Annotated in this window: 13 protein-coding genes and 2 riboswitches; of the genes, 2 read left to right on the top strand and 11 right to left on the bottom strand. The window is 67.7% G+C overall.

The window, feature by feature from the left end; translation table 11 throughout:
• Window positions 1-24: 24 nt before the first annotated feature.
• A complete protein-coding gene (locus ACTVZP_RS00565; protein WP_443210119.1) occupies window positions 25-2,226 on the top strand; it encodes a 3-hydroxyacyl-CoA dehydrogenase NAD-binding domain-containing protein in 2,202 nt (733 codons plus the stop codon).
• Here ACTVZP_RS00565 and ACTVZP_RS00560 read toward each other — a convergent pair.
• The 5 genes from ACTVZP_RS00560 to scpA all read right to left on the bottom strand — a co-directional run bounded on the left by ACTVZP_RS00560 (window position 2,190) and on the right by scpA (window position 10,407).
• Window positions 2,190-2,846, bottom strand: a complete 657-nt coding sequence (locus tag ACTVZP_RS00560; RefSeq protein ID WP_443210118.1) for a Hint domain-containing protein — start codon at window positions 2,844-2,846, stop codon at window positions 2,190-2,192. The genes ACTVZP_RS00565 and ACTVZP_RS00560 overlap by 37 nt on opposite strands.
• A gap of 376 nt (window positions 2,847-3,222) precedes the next feature.
• The gene (gcvP, locus tag ACTVZP_RS00555) at window positions 3,223-6,093 is read right to left on the bottom strand and encodes an aminomethyl-transferring glycine dehydrogenase (protein ID WP_443210117.1); all 2,871 of its coding nucleotides are present in this window, start codon (window positions 6,091-6,093) and stop codon (window positions 3,223-3,225) included.
• 3 nt (window positions 6,094-6,096) lie between these two features.
• Entirely contained in the window at window positions 6,097-6,453 is a 357-nt protein-coding gene (gene gcvH / locus ACTVZP_RS00550) for a glycine cleavage system protein GcvH (RefSeq protein ID WP_443210116.1), read from the bottom strand.
• 8 nt (window positions 6,454-6,461) lie between these two features.
• Complete coding sequence (gcvT, locus tag ACTVZP_RS00545) at window positions 6,462-7,595, bottom strand: glycine cleavage system aminomethyltransferase GcvT (RefSeq protein ID WP_443210115.1); 1,134 nt, start codon at window positions 7,593-7,595, stop codon at window positions 6,462-6,464.
• A 72-nt stretch (window positions 7,596-7,667) separates the two neighbouring features.
• A riboswitch (glycine riboswitch) is annotated at window positions 7,668-7,728 on the bottom strand.
• A gap of 4 nt (window positions 7,729-7,732) precedes the next feature.
• Window positions 7,733-7,824, bottom strand: a riboswitch (glycine riboswitch).
• Between the two features lie 453 nt (window positions 7,825-8,277).
• On the bottom strand, window positions 8,278-10,407 hold the full coding sequence (gene scpA, locus ACTVZP_RS00540) for a methylmalonyl-CoA mutase (protein WP_443210114.1): 2,130 nt from the start codon (window positions 10,405-10,407) through the stop codon (window positions 8,278-8,280).
• A gap of 92 nt (window positions 10,408-10,499) precedes the next feature.
• Here scpA and ACTVZP_RS00535 point away from each other — a divergent pair, with 92 nt between their 5' ends.
• Complete coding sequence (locus ACTVZP_RS00535) at window positions 10,500-10,943, top strand: DUF4174 domain-containing protein (protein ID WP_443210113.1); 444 nt, start codon at window positions 10,500-10,502, stop codon at window positions 10,941-10,943.
• A 1-nt stretch (window position 10,944) separates the two neighbouring features.
• On the opposite strand, the gene ACTVZP_RS00530 is transcribed toward ACTVZP_RS00535, so the two are convergent.
• The 6 genes from ACTVZP_RS00530 to ACTVZP_RS00505 form a co-directional block, all read right to left on the bottom strand.
• The gene (locus ACTVZP_RS00530; protein WP_443210112.1) at window positions 10,945-12,945 is read right to left on the bottom strand and encodes an acetyl-CoA carboxylase biotin carboxylase subunit; all 2,001 of its coding nucleotides are present in this window, start codon (window positions 12,943-12,945) and stop codon (window positions 10,945-10,947) included.
• 179 nt (window positions 12,946-13,124) lie between these two features.
• The gene (locus ACTVZP_RS00525; RefSeq protein ID WP_443210111.1) at window positions 13,125-13,352 is read right to left on the bottom strand and encodes a hypothetical protein; all 228 of its coding nucleotides are present in this window, start codon (window positions 13,350-13,352) and stop codon (window positions 13,125-13,127) included.
• A gap of 313 nt (window positions 13,353-13,665) precedes the next feature.
• The gene (locus ACTVZP_RS00520) at window positions 13,666-14,064 is read right to left on the bottom strand and encodes a hypothetical protein (protein ID WP_443210110.1); all 399 of its coding nucleotides are present in this window, start codon (window positions 14,062-14,064) and stop codon (window positions 13,666-13,668) included.
• A gap of 72 nt (window positions 14,065-14,136) precedes the next feature.
• A complete protein-coding gene (locus tag ACTVZP_RS00515) occupies window positions 14,137-14,271 on the bottom strand; it encodes a hypothetical protein (protein ID WP_443210109.1) in 135 nt (44 codons plus the stop codon).
• Window positions 14,272-14,485: 214 nt separating this feature from the next.
• Window positions 14,486-14,833, bottom strand: coding sequence for a DUF6497 family protein (locus ACTVZP_RS00510; protein WP_443210108.1), 348 nt, complete (start codon window positions 14,831-14,833; stop codon window positions 14,486-14,488).
• 131 nt (window positions 14,834-14,964) lie between these two features.
• Window positions 14,965-16,497, bottom strand: coding sequence for an acyl-CoA carboxylase subunit beta (locus tag ACTVZP_RS00505; protein WP_443210107.1), 1,533 nt, complete (start codon window positions 16,495-16,497; stop codon window positions 14,965-14,967).
• Window positions 16,498-16,544 lie beyond the last annotated feature (47 nt).

Raw genomic sequence — 16,544 nt, 5'->3', positions numbered from 1 at the left:
CTCATCCCACGGGAGGATCCGAGAATGACCGATTTCACCAGCCGCACCGACGGGGACGGCGTCTGCACCATCACCTGGGACGTGCCCGGCAAGTCCATGAACGTCATGTCCATGACGGGCTTCGCCGAGCTTGACGGACTCGTTTCCGAGGCCCTGGCCGATCCTGCCGTCAAGGGCGTGATCCTCACCTCCGGCAAGAAGGACTTCGCCGGAGGCATGGACCTCAACGTCATCGCCCGCATGAAGCACGAGGGCGGCGCCGATCCGGCGAAGGCCGTGTTCGAGGGCGTGATGCAGATGCACCAGGTCCTGCGTCGCATCGAACGCGCGGGCATGGACCCGAAGACGCTGAAGGGCGGCAAGCCCATCGTCGCGGCCCTGCCCGGCACGGCACTCGGCATCGGGCTCGAGCTGCCGCTCGCCTGCCACCGCATCATCGCGGCCGACAATCCCAAGGCCAAGATCGGCCTGCCCGAGATCATGGTCGGCATCTTCCCCGGCGGCGGCGGCACCACGAGGATCTCGCGCAAGCTGGGAGCCATGATGGCGGCGCCACTGCTGCTCGAGGGCAAGCTGAACGATCCGAAGGGCGCCAGGGCCATGGGCGTCGTCGACGAGGTGGTGCCCGCCGACGAGCTTCTCGCCCGCGCGAAGGAATGGGTGCTGACGGCGAAGGACGCCGACCTCGTGAAGCCCTGGGATGCCAAGGGCTACAAGATGCCCGGTGGCGCGCCCTATCATCCCGCGGGCTTCATGACCTTCGTCGGAGCCTCGGCCATGGTGATGGGCAAGACAATGGGCGTCTATCCGGCCGCGAAGGCACTGCTTTCGGCGGTCTACGAGGGCGCGCTCGTGCCCTTCGACACCGCGCTGAAGATCGAGGCGCGCTGGTTCACCCATGTGCTGATGAACCCCTCGTCCTCGGCGATGATCCGGTCGCTCTTCATCAACAAGGAGGCGCTCGAGAAGGGCGCCGTGCGTCCCGAGCAGCCGGACCAGTCGGTGAGGAAGATCGGCGTCATCGGGGCCGGCATGATGGGTGCGGGCATCGCGCATGTTTCGGCCAATGCCGGGATCGAGGTGGTGCTGATCGACGCGACACAGGAAGCCGCAGACCGCGGCAAGGCGCATTCCGAGGGGATCCTCGACAAGGGCATGAAGCGCGGCAAGGTCACGGCCGAGAAGAAGGCCGAGGTTCTCGGCCGCATCGCCGCCACAACCGACTACGCCGCACTCGCGGGCTGCGACCTGATCGTCGAGGCGGTGTTCGAGGATCCCGGCGTCAAGGCCGAGGTCACGCAGAAGGTGGAAGCCTCGGTCGGACCCGACTGCATCTTCGCCACCAACACCTCGACGCTGCCGATCTCGGGCCTCGCCAGGGCGAGCCGCGATCCGGCGCAGTTCATCGGCATCCATTTCTTCTCGCCGGTGGACAAGATGATGCTGGTCGAGATCATCCGCGGCAAGGCGACCGGCGATCGCGCCGTGGCCAAGGCGCTCGACTTCGTGCGCCAGATCCGCAAGACGCCCATCGTCGTCAACGACGCCCGGTTCTTCTACGCCAACCGCTGCATCATCCCCTATCTCAACGAGGGGATCCGCATGGTGGCCGAAGGGGTGCAGCCCGCCCTGATCGAGAATGCAGCAAAGCTCGTGGGCATGCCGCTCGGGCCGCTGCAACTGGTGGACGAGACCTCGATCGACCTGGGCGTGAAGATCGCCAAGGCCACGAAGGCCGCGATGGGCGAGGCCTATCCGGACGCGGCGGTGGACGAGGTCATCTTCCGGCTTGCCGACGAAGGGCGGATGGGCCGGAAGGCGAAAGCCGGCTTCTACGCCTATGACGAGGCCGGCAAGCGGATGGGCCTCTGGTCCGGCCTGTCCGGGCACTGGCCGGTCGCCGAGGCCCAGCCGGACCTGTCCGAGGTGCAGCACCGGCTCCTCTTCGCGCAGGTGCTCGAGGCGGTGCGCGCGCTCGAACAGGGCGTGCTGACCGACATCCGCGAGGGCGACGTGGGCGCGATCCTCGGCTGGGGCTTTGCACCCTGGTCGGGCGGACCGTTCTCGTGGCTCGACATGATCGGCGCCCCGCGGGCGGTCGAGATCTGCGAGGGCCTTGCCGAACGGCACGGCCCGCGTTTTGCGCCACCGAAGCTTCTCGTCGAGATGGCGCAGACGGGCGAGAGCTTCTATGGACGCTTCGCGCCGCGGGCGAAGGCAGCCTGAAGCGGCAGCTGGCGGAGGGCGGCGCCCGCCTCCTCCGCCACGAGACAGGCGACGAGATGCAGCCCCTGTTCGAGCGACAGGGCGGGCGCGATCCCCGCGCCCGCCCGGGCGAAAAGCGCCTGCACCGCATCCCGGGGCGGTTCGGACGGCCCGCAGCGCAGGAGCGCCGCACCCGCCGCATAGACCAGCTCCTCCTCGCCGAAGCCGAGTGTGACCGCCAGCGGCTCACCCGCTGGCGGATCGCGGAAGATGCCACGAAAGCCCTCGAGCGCCGCAGCCGGAACGAGCGCGAAGGGCTCGCCGAACTGCGATTCGGCCTGATCGCATTCCAGTAGCACCTGCTGCCCCGAGAGGAGCACCAGTTCCTCGCGGTTCTTGAGCGCGCCCGGCGGCACCCGGAGGGGCGCGAGCCTCGGCGGCCAGAGGGCAGGCCGGATCCGGCAGTGCCGAGCGAGGCGGATCGTCTGCGGAGGACCGTCGACCGTCAGCACGGGATCGCCCGCCCGAAGACTCTCGACCGCGCGCCAGCCTGCGGGCGTGGCAATGGGCGTTCCGCCGAGAAAACCCTCGACGAGCACGGCCGTTCCCCGAGCCGGATCCCTGTTGCCTGCTCCTGTCATGTCCCGACCTGCGTCGCCATCCGCCGACCTTGCGGCAGGACTCGGAGCGTGCCGCGCAAAGGGCGCGGAACCGGCTCCGGATCGGGACCGAAGCGGGGCAGTTCACTCGAATGCCACCGATCGGGAGCATGTTGCCGGACTTCCCGGGGCCGGACATTCGGCAGAGCCGGGGCATATGCGGGTCCGAAGCCCGGACGATCCGGCCGGCCGTGTCGCCACCGAGGTCAGGACGCCCGAAGCCTTGCCGCATCCGATGCGGACAAGCCCGGCCGCGCCTGCCTCGTCCCGCGCCGAACCGGATCCGCAGCCCCTGCCCCGCCTCGTGCGGGCCGAGCGCGCGACCCCGCCGGCGACCGGTTCGCGACCGTCGGGCGGCCTATTCGGCCGCCACGCTGTAGCTTTCCACCGGCGGGCAGATGCAGACGAGGTTCCGGTCGCCCCAGGCATTGTCCACCCGGCCCACCGGCGGCCAGTACTTGTCCACCCGGAACGATCCCGGCGGGAAGCAGCCCTGTTCGCGCGGGTATTTCCGGTCCCAGTCCGCCACGAGGTCCTCGACCGTATGCGGCGCATGGCGCAGCGGGCTGTCCTCGGCCGCGATCTCGCTGTTCTCGACCGCCCGGATCTCGTCCCGGATCGCGAGGAGCGCCGCCACGAAGCGGTCGATCTCGGCCTTGGTCTCGGACTCGGTCGGCTCGACCATCAGCGTGCCCGGAACGGGCCAGCTCATGGTCGGCGCGTGGAAGCCGTTGTCGATCAGCCGCTTGGCGATATCGTCCACCGTCACCCCCGCCTCGGCGAAGGGTCGCGTGTCGAGGATGCACTCATGCGCGACCCGGCCGCGGTTGCCCATGAAGAGCACCTTGTAGGCCCCACGCAGCCGCGCCGCGATGTAGTTCGCGTTCAGGATCGCGACCCGCGTCGCCTGCGTGAGGCCCTCGCCGCCCATCATCAGGCAATAGGCCCAGGAGATCAGCAGGATCGAGGCCGAGCCATAGGGCGCGGCAGACACCGGCCCCTCGTCGGCCGCCTCGTCATGGCCGCCGGTCAGAGGCCCCGTGACCTCGGGATGGCCCGGCAGGTAGGGCGCAAGATGCGCCTTGACCCCGATCGGCCCCATGCCGGGCCCACCGCCGCCATGCGGGATGGCGAAGGTCTTGTGCAGGTTCAGGTGGCTCACGTCGCCGCCGATGGCGCCGGGCTGCACGAGCCCCACCATCGCGTTCATGTTGGCGCCGTCGATATAGACCTGCCCGCCATGCTCGTGGGTGATGCGGCAGACCTCGCGCACGGTCTCCTCGAAGACGCCGTGGGTCGAGGGATAGGTGATCATGCAGGCCGCGAGCGTGTCGCCCGCTGCCGCGGCCTTGTCGCGGAAATCCTCAAGATCGACGTCGCCGTTCGGCGCCGACTTCACCACGACCACCTTCATCCCCGCCATCTGCGCCGAGGCCGGGTTGGTGCCGTGCGCCGACATCGGAATGAGGCAGATCTTGCGCTCGGCCTCTCCCCGCGCCCGGTGATAGGCGAGGATGGTCAGGAGCCCCGCGTATTCGCCCTGCGCACCGGAGTTCGGCTGCATCGACATGGCATCGTAGCCGGTGATCCGGCAGAGCCGCTGGGAGAGGTCGCCGATGGCCTCGTGATAGCCCGCCGCCTGATCGGCCGGCGCGAAGGGATGGAGCGTCGCGAACTCGGGCCAGGTGATCGGCATCATCTCGGCCGCGGCATTCAGCTTCATCGTGCAGGAGCCGAGCGGGATCATCGCCCGGTCGAGCGCGAGGTCGCGGTCCGACAGGCGGCGCATGTAGCGCATCATCTCGGATTCCGCCCGGTTCATGTGGAACACCGGATGCGAGAGGTAGTCGCTGTCGCGGAGCATCGTCTCGGGGAAGCCGAGGCCGACCGTCGCCGGCGCGGGCTCGTGGATGCCGAAGGCGTCGAGCACCCGCGCGATCACGCCCGCGTCCGTGGTCTCGTCGAGCGAGATCCCCACCCGGTCGCGCCCCACCTTGCGCAGGTTGATGCCCCGGTGGCGCGCGGCGGCGAGGATGCCCGCCTGCCCCACGCCCACCTCGACGGTGATCGTGTCGAAGAAGGCCTCGGGGCTGACGCGCGCGCCCGCCTCCTTCAGCGCCGTCGCGAGGCGCACGGTATTGAGATGCACGCGTTCCGCGATGTGGCGCAGGCCCTTCGGACCATGGAAGACGGCATAGAAGCTCGCCATGACGGCAAGCAGCGCCTGTGCGGTGCAGACGTTCGAGGTCGCCTTCTCGCGCCGGATGTGCTGCTCGCGGGTCTGGAGGGCGAGCCGGTAGGCCTTGTTGCCCCGCGCATCGACCGACACGCCGACGAGGCGGCCGGGCATCGAGCGCTTCAGTTCGTCCCGGCAGGACATGAAGGCCGCGTGCGGCCCGCCGTAGCCCATCGGCACGCCGAACCGCTGGCTCGACCCGATGGCAATGTCGGCCCCCATCGCGCCCGGTTCCTTCAGCAGGCAGAGCGCCAGCAGATCGGTCGCCACCACGGCGACGGCGCGGGCTTCGTGCAGCGCCGCGATGTCCCGGCTCAGGTCGCGCACGAGACCGTAGGTGCCGGGATACTGGAAGAGTGCACCGAACACGTCCCCGGGCACCAGTTGCGCGGGATGGCCCACGATCACCTCGATGCCCAGCGGCTCGGCGCGGGTGCGGATGACCGCGATCGTCTGCGGATGGCAGTCGGCGTCAACGAAGAAGGCCCGCGCCTTCGACTTCGAGGCCCGCTCGGCCATGGTCATGGCCTCGGCCGCAGCCGTCGCCTCGTCGAGAAGCGAGGCATTGGCGACCGGCAGGCCGGTCAGATCCGCCACCATCGTCTGGTAGTTCAGCAGCGCCTCGAGCCGCCCCTGCGCGATCTCGGGCTGGTAGGGCGTGTAGGCCGTATACCAGGCCGGATTTTCCAGGATGTTGCGCTGGATGGCAGGCGGCGTCACCGTGCCGTGATAGCCCTGCCCGATGAGCGAGGTCATCACGCGGTTCTTCGCGGCCACCTCACGCATCTTGGCGAGAAGCTCATGCTCGGCCAGGGGCGCCCAGTCGAGAGGCTCCTCCTGCCGGATCGAGGCGGGCACCGTCTCCTCGATCAGCTGGTCGAGCGAGGACACCCCCACCACGCGCAGCATCTCCTCCATTTCGGAGGGCGACGGGCCGATGTGCCGGCGGTTCGCGAAATCGTAGGCGTTGTAGTCGGTGGGGGTGAAGGTCATGATTCAGCCGATCAGGTCCTGATACTCGTCCTCGTCCATGAAGTCGTCGAGCACCGAGAGGTCCTCGATCTTCATCTTGAAGAACCAGGCGGCCGTCGGGTCGTCGTTCACGAGGCCGGGCTTGTCGACGAGCTTCTCGTTCACCGCGACGATCTCGCCATCCATCGGCGCCGAGATGTCCGAGGCGGCCTTCACGCTCTCGATCACCGCCACCTCGTCGCCCTCCGCGACCACGGTCTCGATCTCGGGCAGCTCGATGAACACGACATCTCCGAGCTGCGTCGCCGCATGTTCGGTGATGCCGACCACGACGAGGTCGCCCTCGACCCGCAGCCATTCATGCTCCTTGGTGTATTTCATCTTAAGCCTCAGCGTTTGTAGGTGGAGGGTCGGAAAGGCAGCGGCACGACGGTCGCCGCGAGGCGGCGGCCGCGGACCTCGCCCAGAAGGTGCGTGCCGGGCGCGGCCTGCGAAGCGGCGACATAGCCCATGGCGACGGGCGCCTCGACCGATGGGCCGAAGCCGCCGGAGGTGACGCGGCCGACAGGCGTTCCATCGGGTGCGAAGAGGTCGGTCCCTTCGCGCATCGGCGCACGTCCTTCCGGGCGCAGCCCCACGCGCAGACGCTCGGGCCCGGCCTCGAGTTCCCGCAGGATGCGCTGGTCGCCGGCGAAACCGCCCGCCCGGGCGCCACCCGCCCGCCGCGCCTTCTGGATGGCCCAGCCCAGCCCCGCCTCGACCGGCGAGGTGGTGGTGTCGATGTCGTGGCCATAGAGGCAGAGCCCGGCCTCGAGCCGCAGGCTGTCGCGCGCCCCGAGGCCCACCGGCGCCACTTCTTCCATCGCGAGAAGCGCTTCGGCGAAGGCCGCCATGGTCTCGAGCGGAACCGAGATCTCGTATCCGTCCTCGCCGGTATAGCCCGAGCGCGAGATCCAGAGTTCGGCGCCCTGCCAGTCGGCGGCGATGAAGTCCATGAAGCGCATCGCGGCGGCGGCGGGCACCAGCCGCGCGAGGGCCGCCTCTGCCGCCGGGCCCTGCAGCGCAAGAAGGCCGCGGCTCTCGACCGTGGCGACCTCGGCCACTTCGCGCAGTTCCTCGCGCAGGTGAGCGGTGTCCTCGGCGACCCGGGCCGCGTTCACGACGACGAAGAAATGGTCGCCGCGGTTGGTAAACATCAGGTCGTCGAGGATCCCGCCGGTCTCGTTGGTGAGCAGCCCGTAGCGCTGCCGCCCCTCGGGCAGGCCCGCGACATCGACCGGCATCAGCCTCTCGAAGCCAGCGACCAGATCATCCATCGACGTCTTCGGCCGCAGGAGAAGCTGGCCCATGTGGCTCACGTCGAAGAGGCCGGCCGCGGCGCGGGTGTGGAGGTGCTCCTTCATCACGCCCGCCGGATATTGCACCGGCATCTCCCAGCCGGCAAAGGGCACCATCCGGGCGCCTAGACGCACATGCAGATCATGGAGCGGCAGTTGCCGCAGCTCCGGGGTTTCGTCGCTCACGCCGCCCTCCTCGGTCCGATGCCGGCGGAATGCGCGGCACCACGGGAACGGCCAGCCGTTCCGCAGTGCCCCCTCTGTCCCTTGCGCCTGAGATCGTTATCCCTTCGGCGGGCCATGCGGCCTCTCTCCAGAGTCTTCGTGCCAGGACGGTCCTTGAGCCTGAGAGTTTACCGGGGCGGTTGCTCCTTCGGCACCAGGGTCGCCCCCGGATTCTCCCGATCCTGCTGCTTCTCACCTAGCCCGGCCGCAAAGCGGCTGTCCAGCGGAAAAAACGCGACGCTTCCGCAACGAAAGGCGACACTCCGCTGCGGCGGATTGGCCGGGTGCGGCAGCGAGCGGCGCATCGGCCGCGCGCAGCGCGCGGGGGCGCTGCCCCCGCACCCCCGGGATATTTGTGCGAGACTGAAAGGGGCGGGCGATGCGTTGCTGCGGCCGCTCTCGGCAGAAGGGCGTCGGATGCGGGGGAGAGAGAGCGAGGCGGCGGACAGGCAGGGCGCGCGGCGCGGACCAGGCGAGACCCGCCGGGACGTCTCGAGATGTCGGACGAGGTGATCCTCGATCTCCTGGCGGAGGCGGCGCCGCAGCATCGCGGCGAACTCGGGGACACCGAGGGATCGCCTGCGCCCCGCCGCCATGTCCGCTCGCGCGGGCGCGGCGCCGCCCGGAGGCGGCGCCGGGGTCGTCAGGCGCGCGCCTCGCGGATCAGGTCGAGGATGTGCTTTGCGGCCGAAGGGATGTTGGTTCCGGGTCCGAAGATGGCCTTGACGCCCGCCTTCTGCAGGAACTCGTAATCCTGTTGCGGGATCACGCCGCCGCAGATCACCAGGATGTCGCCGGCCCCCTTCTCCTTCAGCGCCTCGATCAGCTTCGGCGCGAGCGTCTTGTGGCCCGCCGCCAGCGAGGAGATGCCGACGACGTGCACGTCGTTGTCGATGGCGTCCTGAGCGGCCTCTTCCGGGGTCTGGAACAGCGTGCCCACGTCCACGTCGAAGCCGATATCTGCGAAGGCCGTGGCGATCACCTTGGCGCCCCGGTCGTGACCGTCCTGCCCCATCTTGACCACCAGCATGCGCGGACGGCGGCCCTCTTCCTCGGCGAAGGCCTCGACGTCGCGCTGGATCTGCGCAAAGCCATCGTCGCCCTCGTAGGCTGCGCCATAGACACCCGAGAGCGTCTTCACCTCCGCCCGGTGGCGCCCGAATACCTTCTCCATGGCCATGCTGATCTCTCCGACAGAGGCGCGGGCGCGCGAGGCGTCCACCGCGGCTTCAAGCAGGTTGCCGCCCTCGGAAGCGCGGCGGGTCAGTTCGTCGAGCGCTGCCTGGCAGGCGGCCTCGTCGCGGGTCGCGCGCATCTTCTCGAGCCGCGCGATCTGCGCCTCGCGGACGGCGACGTTGTCGATGTCGAGGATCTCGATCGGATCTTCCTTCGCGAGGCGGTACTTGTTCACACCGACGATCACGTCCTCGCCGCGGTCGATCAGGGCCTGGCGGCGGGCGGCGGATTCCTCGATCCTCAGCTTCGGCATGCCGGAGGCCACGGCCTTGGTCATGCCGCCCATCGCCTCGACTTCCTCGATCAGCGCCCAGGCCTTTTCCGCAAGCTCCGCGGTCAGGCTTTCGACGTAGTAGGAGCCCGCCAGCGGATCGACGACCTTGGTCACGCCCGTCTCTTCCTGCAGGATGATCTGGGTGTTCCGCGCGATGCGCGCGCTGAATTCCGTGGGCAGCGCGATGGCCTCGTCGAGCGCATTGGTGTGCAGCGACTGCGTGCCGCCGAGCGCCGCCGACATCGCCTCATAGGCGGTGCGGATCACGTTGTTGTAGGGGTCCTGCTCCTGCAAGCTGACGCCCGAGGTCTGGCAGTGCGTGCGCAGCATCAGGCTGCCGGGCTTCTTCGGCTCGAATTCCGACATGATGCGGTGCCAGAGCATCCGCGCCGCGCGCAGCTTCGCGGCTTCCATGAAGAAGTTCATGCCGATGGCGAAGAAGAAGCTGAGCCTTCCCGCGAAGTCGTCCACGTTCATGCCGCGCGCCAGCGCCGCCCGAACGTATTCGCGCCCGTCGGCCAGCGTGTAGGCCAGCTCCTGCACGAGGTTCGCCCCGGCCTCCTGCATGTGGTAGCCGGAGATCGAGATCGAGTTGAACTTCGGCATCTCCTTCGAGGTGTATTCGATGATGTCCGCGATGATCCGCATCGAGGGCTCGGGCGGATAGATGTAGGTGTTGCGGACCATGAACTCCTTGAGGATGTCGTTCTGGATCGTGCCCGACAGCTCGGCCCGCGGAACGCCCTGCTCCTCGCCCGTCACGATGAAGTTCGCGAGGATCGGGATCACCGCGCCGTTCATCGTCATCGAGACCGAGACCTTCTCGAGCGGGATGCCGTCGAAGAGGATCTTCATGTCCTCGATCGAGTCGATCGCCACACCCGCCTTGCCCACGTCGCCCACGACGCGCGGGTGGTCGCTGTCGTAGCCGCGGTGGGTGGCCAGGTCGAAGGCCACCGAGACGCCCTGCTGACCGGCTGCCAGGGCCTTGCGGTAGAAGGCGTTGGACGCCTCTGCCGTCGAGAAGCCCGCATATTGCCGGATCGTCCAGGGCCGGCCGGCATACATCGTGGCGCGCACGCCGCGGGTGAAGGGGGCCAAGCCCGGCACGCCGTCGAGATGGTCCATCCCGTCGAGATCGGCCTTCGTGTAGAGCGGCTTGACGGGAATGCCTTCCAGCGTGTTCCAGGTCAGGCTGTCGGGGCTGCGGCCCTTCAGCTCCTTCTCGGCGAGCTTGCGCCACGCATCCAGTTTGTCGGTCATCGGGTCTTCCCTTTTCGTGACCGCGGGCCCGAGGCCGCGCGTTGATGCTTGGGTTTCGGCTGGAACCGGCCTATATGAGGACGGGAGGCCGCATGAAACCCCTTCAAATTCTTGCTCTTGCTACGTTTCTGCCCCTGTCCGCCCTGGCGGAGACCCAGGCCCCCGAGGGCCCGGGACCAGTCGAGGCGCATGGGCTCACGCTCAAGCAGTTCCTCTGGACGAAGCGGCCGGTGGTGGTCTTTGCCGACACCGCGGCCGATCCCAACTTCGCCCGCCAGATGGAGATGATCGGCGCCCGTCTCGAGTATCTCGGCGAGCGCGACGTGATCGTGATCTTCGACACCGACCCCGACGACCCCTCCGAGATCCGCAGGACGCTGCACCCGCGCGGCTTCTCGCTCGTGATCATCGACAAGGACGGGCAGGTGAAGCTGCGCAAGCCCCTGCCCTGGGACGTGCGCGAGATCGGCCGGGCCATCGACAAGTTCCCCCTGCGACGGGACGAACTGCTCGAGAGGAACCCGGCCGGCCGGTAGCTCATTCGAACTCCATGATCACATCGTCGACGCGCAGGCTGGCGCCCGGCGCGGCGGCGACCTTCTTGACCACACCCTTGCGCTCGGCGCGCAGGATGTTCTCCATCTTCATCGCCTCGACGGTGGCCAGCGCCTGACCTTCCTGCACCTCGTCGCCCTCGGCCACGTTGATCTTCACCACGAGGCCCGGCATCGGGCAGAGCAGGTATTTCGACGTGTCCGGCGGAAGCTTCTCGGGCATGAGCAGCGCGAGTTCGGCCTGACGCGGCGTGCGCACATGGACCTTCAGATCCGCGCCGCGCAGCCGCAGGCGGAAGCCCATCGGAACCTTGCCGACCTTCATCACCAGCGGCTTGCCGTCCACCATCACACGGGCCAGCGGCTGGCCTGGAGTCCAGTCCGATGTGACCCGGAGCGAGGCGCCGTCCGAGAAGCTGACCGTCGAGCCCTCGCGGTCGGCCGCAATGTTGACATGGTAGGTCTCGCCCTGCAGCCCCACCACCCAGTCGCAGCCGACGTGCCGCTCGTGGTTGTCCATCGTCCCCGAGATGCGGGTGCGCCGGATCTCGGCCACGCGGTTCATCGCGGCGGCGGCGGCGGCCACGCGGCGCAGGGTTGCCTCGTCCAGCACGCTGCCCTGGAAGCCCTCGGGATACTCCTCGGCGATGAAGGCCGTGGTGATGTCGCCGCTGACGAAGCGCGGGTGGTCCATCACGGCGCCCACGAAGGGCAGGTTGTGGCCGATCCCCTCGACCTCGAACGTGTCGAGCGCGAGCCGCATCTCCTCGATGGCGGCCTCGCGTGTCGGCGCCCAGGTGCAGAGCTTGGCGATCATCGGATCGTAGTACATCGAGATCTCGCCGCCCTCGAAGACGCCGGTGTCGTTGCGCACGACCGAGGTCGGCGTCGCGATCTCGGCCGGCGGCCGATAGCGGGAGAGCCGCCCGATCGAGGGCAGGAAGTTGCGGTAGGGATCCTCGGCATAGAGACGGCTCTCCATCGCCCAGCCGTTGATCTTAAGGTCGGACTGCTGGAAGGGCAGCTTCTCGCCCGCAGCCACACGGATCATCTGCTCGACGAGGTCGATGCCGGTGATCAGCTCGGTGACCGGATGTTCCACCTGGAGACGCGTGTTCATCTCGAGGAAGTAGAAGTTCTTCTGCCCGTCCACGATGAATTCCACCGTCCCGGCGGAGGCATAGCCCACGGCCTTGGCCAGCGCGCAGGCCTGCTCGCCCATGGCCTTACGGGTGGCCTCGTCGAGGAACGGCGAGGGCGCCTCCTCGATGACCTTCTGGTTCCGGCGCTGGATCGAGCACTCGCGCTCGTGCAGGTAGACGCAGTTGCCGTGGGTGTCGGCCAGAACCTGGATCTCGATGTGCCGCGGCTGGGTCACGAACTTCTCGATGAAGATCCGGTCGTCGCCGAAGCTGTTGGCGGCCTCGTTCTTCGAGGATTCAAAGCCTTCCTTGACCTCGGCCTCGCTCCAGGCGATGCGCATCCCCTTGCCGCCGCCGCCCGCGCTGGCCTTGATCATCACCGGATATCCGATCTCGTTCGAGATCCGCACCGCCTCGTCGGCGTCGGCAATCAGGCCCATGTAGCCAGGAACGGTCGAAACGCCGGCCTCCTTCGCCAGCTTCTTCGAGGTGATCTTGTCGCCCATCGCCTCGATCGCCCCCGAGGGCGGGCCGATGAAGACCACGCCGGCCGCTTCGAGCGCCGCGGCGAAGTCCATGCGCTCGGACAGGAAGCCGTAACCCGGATGCACCGCCTCGGCGCCCGACTGCTTGATCGCCTCCATGATCTTGTCGATCACGATATAGGACTGGTTGGCGGGCGGCGGCCCGATGTGGATCGCCTCGTCCGCCATGCTGACGTGGAGAGCGTTGCGGTCGGCGTCCGAGTAGACGGCCACCGTCTTGATGCCCATCTTGCGGGCGGTCTTGATGACGCGGCAGGCGATCTCGCCCCGGTTCGCGATCAGGATCTTCTTGAACATCATCGTCCCTTTGTCAGCAGCGCGCGGCAAGGCGCGAAAACGAAAAGGACCGCCCGGGCCAAAGCCCGGACGGTCCCTGCGATGCGGTAGTCAGCGCAGCCGAAGCCGCGCGGAAATCTGGTGTCGACGCGAGAAGGGCGCCGGACCCTGCGACCGGTGCCGCCGAGGCGGCGCGGACCTCAGTAGTAGCGGCCGCCCGAGCGGCAGGGCGGCAGGCCCGGCACGCCGCAGCTTGCGGCGCCGGCCAGTGCGCCGAGAGCGGCGCCGGCGACCATGTTCTCGTCGGTCGCATCGGCAAGAGCAGCGCCTGCAAGGGCGCCGCCGCCTGCGCGGCCCGTGGCCGTGTCGCAGGCCGAAACGGTCGCGACGATGGCACCGAGAAGAAGGAATTTCGTGATGTTGGACATGCTCTGCCTCCGGCTTCTGTATTGTCGGGGCCGAGGATTACCGCAACGCGCGACGCGGAAAAGCCGAAAATCCGGGGGGTCCTGCGCTCGGCCGATTGCCGCTCACGCGAGGAAAAATCCGGTCCGGATCGCAGCGCGCCGGACCGGAAGGAAAGGGAAGGGTCGCAGTCTTGCCGGATACGGTCCGCCGGAACGCCCGCCTCCGCAGACAGAAGATGGGTCGCAGCCGGCCCGCTGACAAAGACCATCTGGCCCCGCCATTCGCGATGCGCGAAATTCGGCCGCATGGGCAGCAGCTTGCGCGAAAGCATGCCTATTCCTCCTCGTCGTCCCAGCCGTCCTCGTCAAAGGACACGGGCGGGGCATCGGGGGCGAAGATCTCGGGGAAGGCAGCCTCGGCCTTGCGGCGGTCGATGCGGAGCAGCGCTTCGTAGGATTCGGGATCGAAAGGATCCTCGGCCGGCACCACCTCGCGGCCGAACAGCCACGAGATACGTCCGGCGTCGAGGTTGCCGCGCTCGAAAGGCTCTTCGCCGAACTGCGCCCAGAGGGCAGCCAGAAAGCCCGTATCGGCGGCACGGTCCATGGCCTTGCGGTCACGGTAGCGCTCGCGCCGAATGATACGCGTGGCGCCGTCCTTGTTGGCGCGGCGGATCGTGTACTGGAGATCGGTGCCCGGGAGGCGACTGGGGAAGCCGCGATGCTTCAGCATGGCACGCCCTCCCCGGACAGGAAGGCGTGGGGGTAGGCGGGCCGGAGGTACTCGACGGCCCGCCCGGGCAGGTTACTTGTACTTGCCCGTGTAGACCGGCTCAGTCGTGACGGCCGGTTGCTCCACGTAAACGGTTTCTTCTTTCTTCGCGCAGGCGGCCACGAAAGCCACGATGCACAGCGCGAAAACAACAGTGCTCTTCGACATCCTCTACTCCATTTTTTATTGCAAGCCGACGCAGTGGAACCCTCCGCTGCGTGGACTTCCTGCGAGGCATAGACCGCTTGGGTTCGGTCGTCCAGCATCGTATCTGATCCCCCAAGCGATTGACACATCGTGCGTTTCAAAGCCTTGCCCTGTGACTCTTCTACATCAGCCATCCCCGAAATGCGGGGAGAGACCACAATAGATGGTATTGCCATCAGAACGCCTCCAAGATGCAGTGGCCGTCCTGAATACTGAAGGCCTCGAAGAATTGCACCGCCTCCGGGTCGGCCTCGCCGAAGGGAAGAGGCCGGTCCGAGAGAGAAACGATGACCTGTTCCGGCGCGGGCAGGATGTCGGCCACGCGCGGCAGCACATAGGTCTCGCAGAGGGCAAGCATGTCGGCGTAGGCCATGTCGTAGTCGATCTCTCCGCCGGCCGCGATGGCCGGAGCAAGGAAACGGAAGCGGAACGTGAGGCCCGCCGGGCCGGGCTCGTTCCAGATCGTGTCCAGAAGCGTCACCTCCTGGCCCGAAGGGACGGGGATGGGATCCGTCTCCGTCATGCCCCGCACTCCGCCCGCAAGGGCACGACCTGCAACGCTGCGCGGGAAGCCTTCCCTGCTTTCCCCCGCGCGGCGCCTAGCGGCACCGCTCCATTGTCCACGGCGTGCCTCATCTCCCCTCCTCCTGCTGGTCAGAGGGGGATGTTATCGTGCTTCTTCCACGGGTTGGCGAGTTTCTTGTTCCGCAGGCTCGCGAAGGCCTTCGACACCCTCCGGCGGGTCGAATGCGGCATGATCACCTCGTCGATGAAGCCGCGCTCGGCCGCCACGAAGGGGTTGGCGAAGCGGTCCTCGTATTCCTTCGTCCGGGCGGCGATCTTCTCCTTGTCGCCCAGTTCCGAGCGGTAGAGGATCTCGGTCGCGCCCTTGGCGCCCATCACGGCGATTTCGGCCGTGGGCCAGGCATAGTTGAAGTCGCCGCGCAGGTGCTTGGACGCCATCACGTCATAGGCACCGCCATAGGCCTTCCGGGTGATCACCGTGACCTTCGGCACCGTTGCCTCGCCATAGGCGAACAGCAGCTTCGCGCCGTGCTTGATGACGCCGCCATATTCCTGGCCCGTCCCCGGCAGGAAGCCCGGCACGTCGACGAGCGTCAGGATCGGGATGTTGAAGGCATCGCAGAAGCGGACGAAGCGTGCGGCCTTGCGGCTCGAGTCGATGTCGAGGCAGCCCGCCAAGACCATCGGCTGGTTCGCCACCACGCCGACCGTCTGCCCCTCGAGGCGGATGAAGCCGGTGATGATGTTGGCCGCGTAATCCTTCTGGATCTCGTAGAAGTCGCCCTCGTCCGAGATCTTGAGGATCAGCTCCTTCATGTCGTAGGGCTGGTTCGGGTTGTCGGGGATCAGCGTGTCGAGGCTCTCCTCGACGCGGGCGACGTCGTCGAAGAACGGGCGCGTCGGGGCGGGCGTCCGGTTCGACAGCGGCAGGAAGTCGAAGAGGCGACGGATCTCGTAGAGCGCCTCGACGTCGTTCTCGAAGGCGCCGTCGGCCACCGAGGATTTCTTCGTATGGGTGGAGGCGCCGCCGAGTTCCTCGGCCGTCACCACCTCGTTCGTCACGGTCTTCACCACGTCAGGGCCGGTGACGAACATGTAGGAGGTGTCCTTCACCATGAAGATGAAGTCGGTCATGGCGGGCGAATAGACCGCGCCGCCGGCGCAGGGCCCCATGATCACCGAGATCTGCGGGATCACGCCCGAGGCCATGATGTTGCGCTGGAACACGTCGGCGTAGCCGGCGAGCGAGGCAACACCCTCCTGGATGCGCGCACCGCCCGAGTCGTTCAGCCCGATCACCGGCGCGCCGTTCTGCATCGCCATGTCCATGATCTTGCAGATCTTCTGCGCGTGGGTTTCCGACAGCGAGCCACCGAACACGGTGAAGTCCTGGCTGAAGACATAGACCATGCGGCCGTTGATCGTGCCCCAGCCGGTCACGACGCCGTCGCCCGCAGGGCGGTCGTCCTGCATGCCGAAATCCGTGCAGCGGTGGCGCACGAACATGTCGAATTCCTCGAACGAACCTTCGTCGAGCAGAAGCTCGATCCGCTCGCGCGCCGTCAGCTTGCCGCGCTTGTGCTGGGCCTCGACCCGGCGCTGGCCGCCACCGGCGCGAGCGATCGCACGACGGTCTTCAAGTTCCTGGAGAATGTCTTTCATGATCTTGCCCCCCGAATTTTGGCGCACCATAGTCAGGAGCCCTTCCG

The organism is Rhodobacter sp. NSM (assembly GCF_052244495.1).
Taxonomy (GTDB): domain Bacteria; phylum Pseudomonadota; class Alphaproteobacteria; order Rhodobacterales; family Rhodobacteraceae; genus Cereibacter_A.
Note: the sequence above shows the minus strand (reverse complement) of the source record. Positions and strands in the feature narration are given on the sequence as shown.

Coding starts and splice junctions, on each gene's coding strand:
- ACTVZP_RS00565 (WP_443210119.1), top strand. CDS start 25: ATGACCGATTTCACCAGCCGCACCGACGGGGACGGCGTCTGCACCATC.
- ACTVZP_RS00560 (WP_443210118.1), bottom strand. CDS start 2,846: ATGACAGGAGCAGGCAACAGGGATCCGGCTCGGGGAACGGCCGTGCTC.
- gcvP (WP_443210117.1), bottom strand. CDS start 6,093: ATGACCTTCACCCCCACCGACTACAACGCCTACGATTTCGCGAACCGC.
- gcvH (WP_443210116.1), bottom strand. CDS start 6,453: ATGAAATACACCAAGGAGCATGAATGGCTGCGGGTCGAGGGCGACCTC.
- scpA (WP_443210114.1), bottom strand. CDS start 10,407: ATGACCGACAAACTGGATGCGTGGCGCAAGCTCGCCGAGAAGGAGCTG.
- ACTVZP_RS00535 (WP_443210113.1), top strand. CDS start 10,500: ATGAAACCCCTTCAAATTCTTGCTCTTGCTACGTTTCTGCCCCTGTCC.
- ACTVZP_RS00530 (WP_443210112.1), bottom strand. CDS start 12,945: ATGTTCAAGAAGATCCTGATCGCGAACCGGGGCGAGATCGCCTGCCGC.
- ACTVZP_RS00525 (WP_443210111.1), bottom strand. CDS start 13,352: ATGTCCAACATCACGAAATTCCTTCTTCTCGGTGCCATCGTCGCGACC.
- ACTVZP_RS00520 (WP_443210110.1), bottom strand. CDS start 14,064: ATGCTGAAGCATCGCGGCTTCCCCAGTCGCCTCCCGGGCACCGATCTC.
- ACTVZP_RS00515 (WP_443210109.1), bottom strand. CDS start 14,271: ATGTCGAAGAGCACTGTTGTTTTCGCGCTGTGCATCGTGGCTTTCGTG.
- ACTVZP_RS00510 (WP_443210108.1), bottom strand. CDS start 14,833: ATGACGGAGACGGATCCCATCCCCGTCCCTTCGGGCCAGGAGGTGACG.
- ACTVZP_RS00505 (WP_443210107.1), bottom strand. CDS start 16,497: ATGAAAGACATTCTCCAGGAACTTGAAGACCGTCGTGCGATCGCTCGC.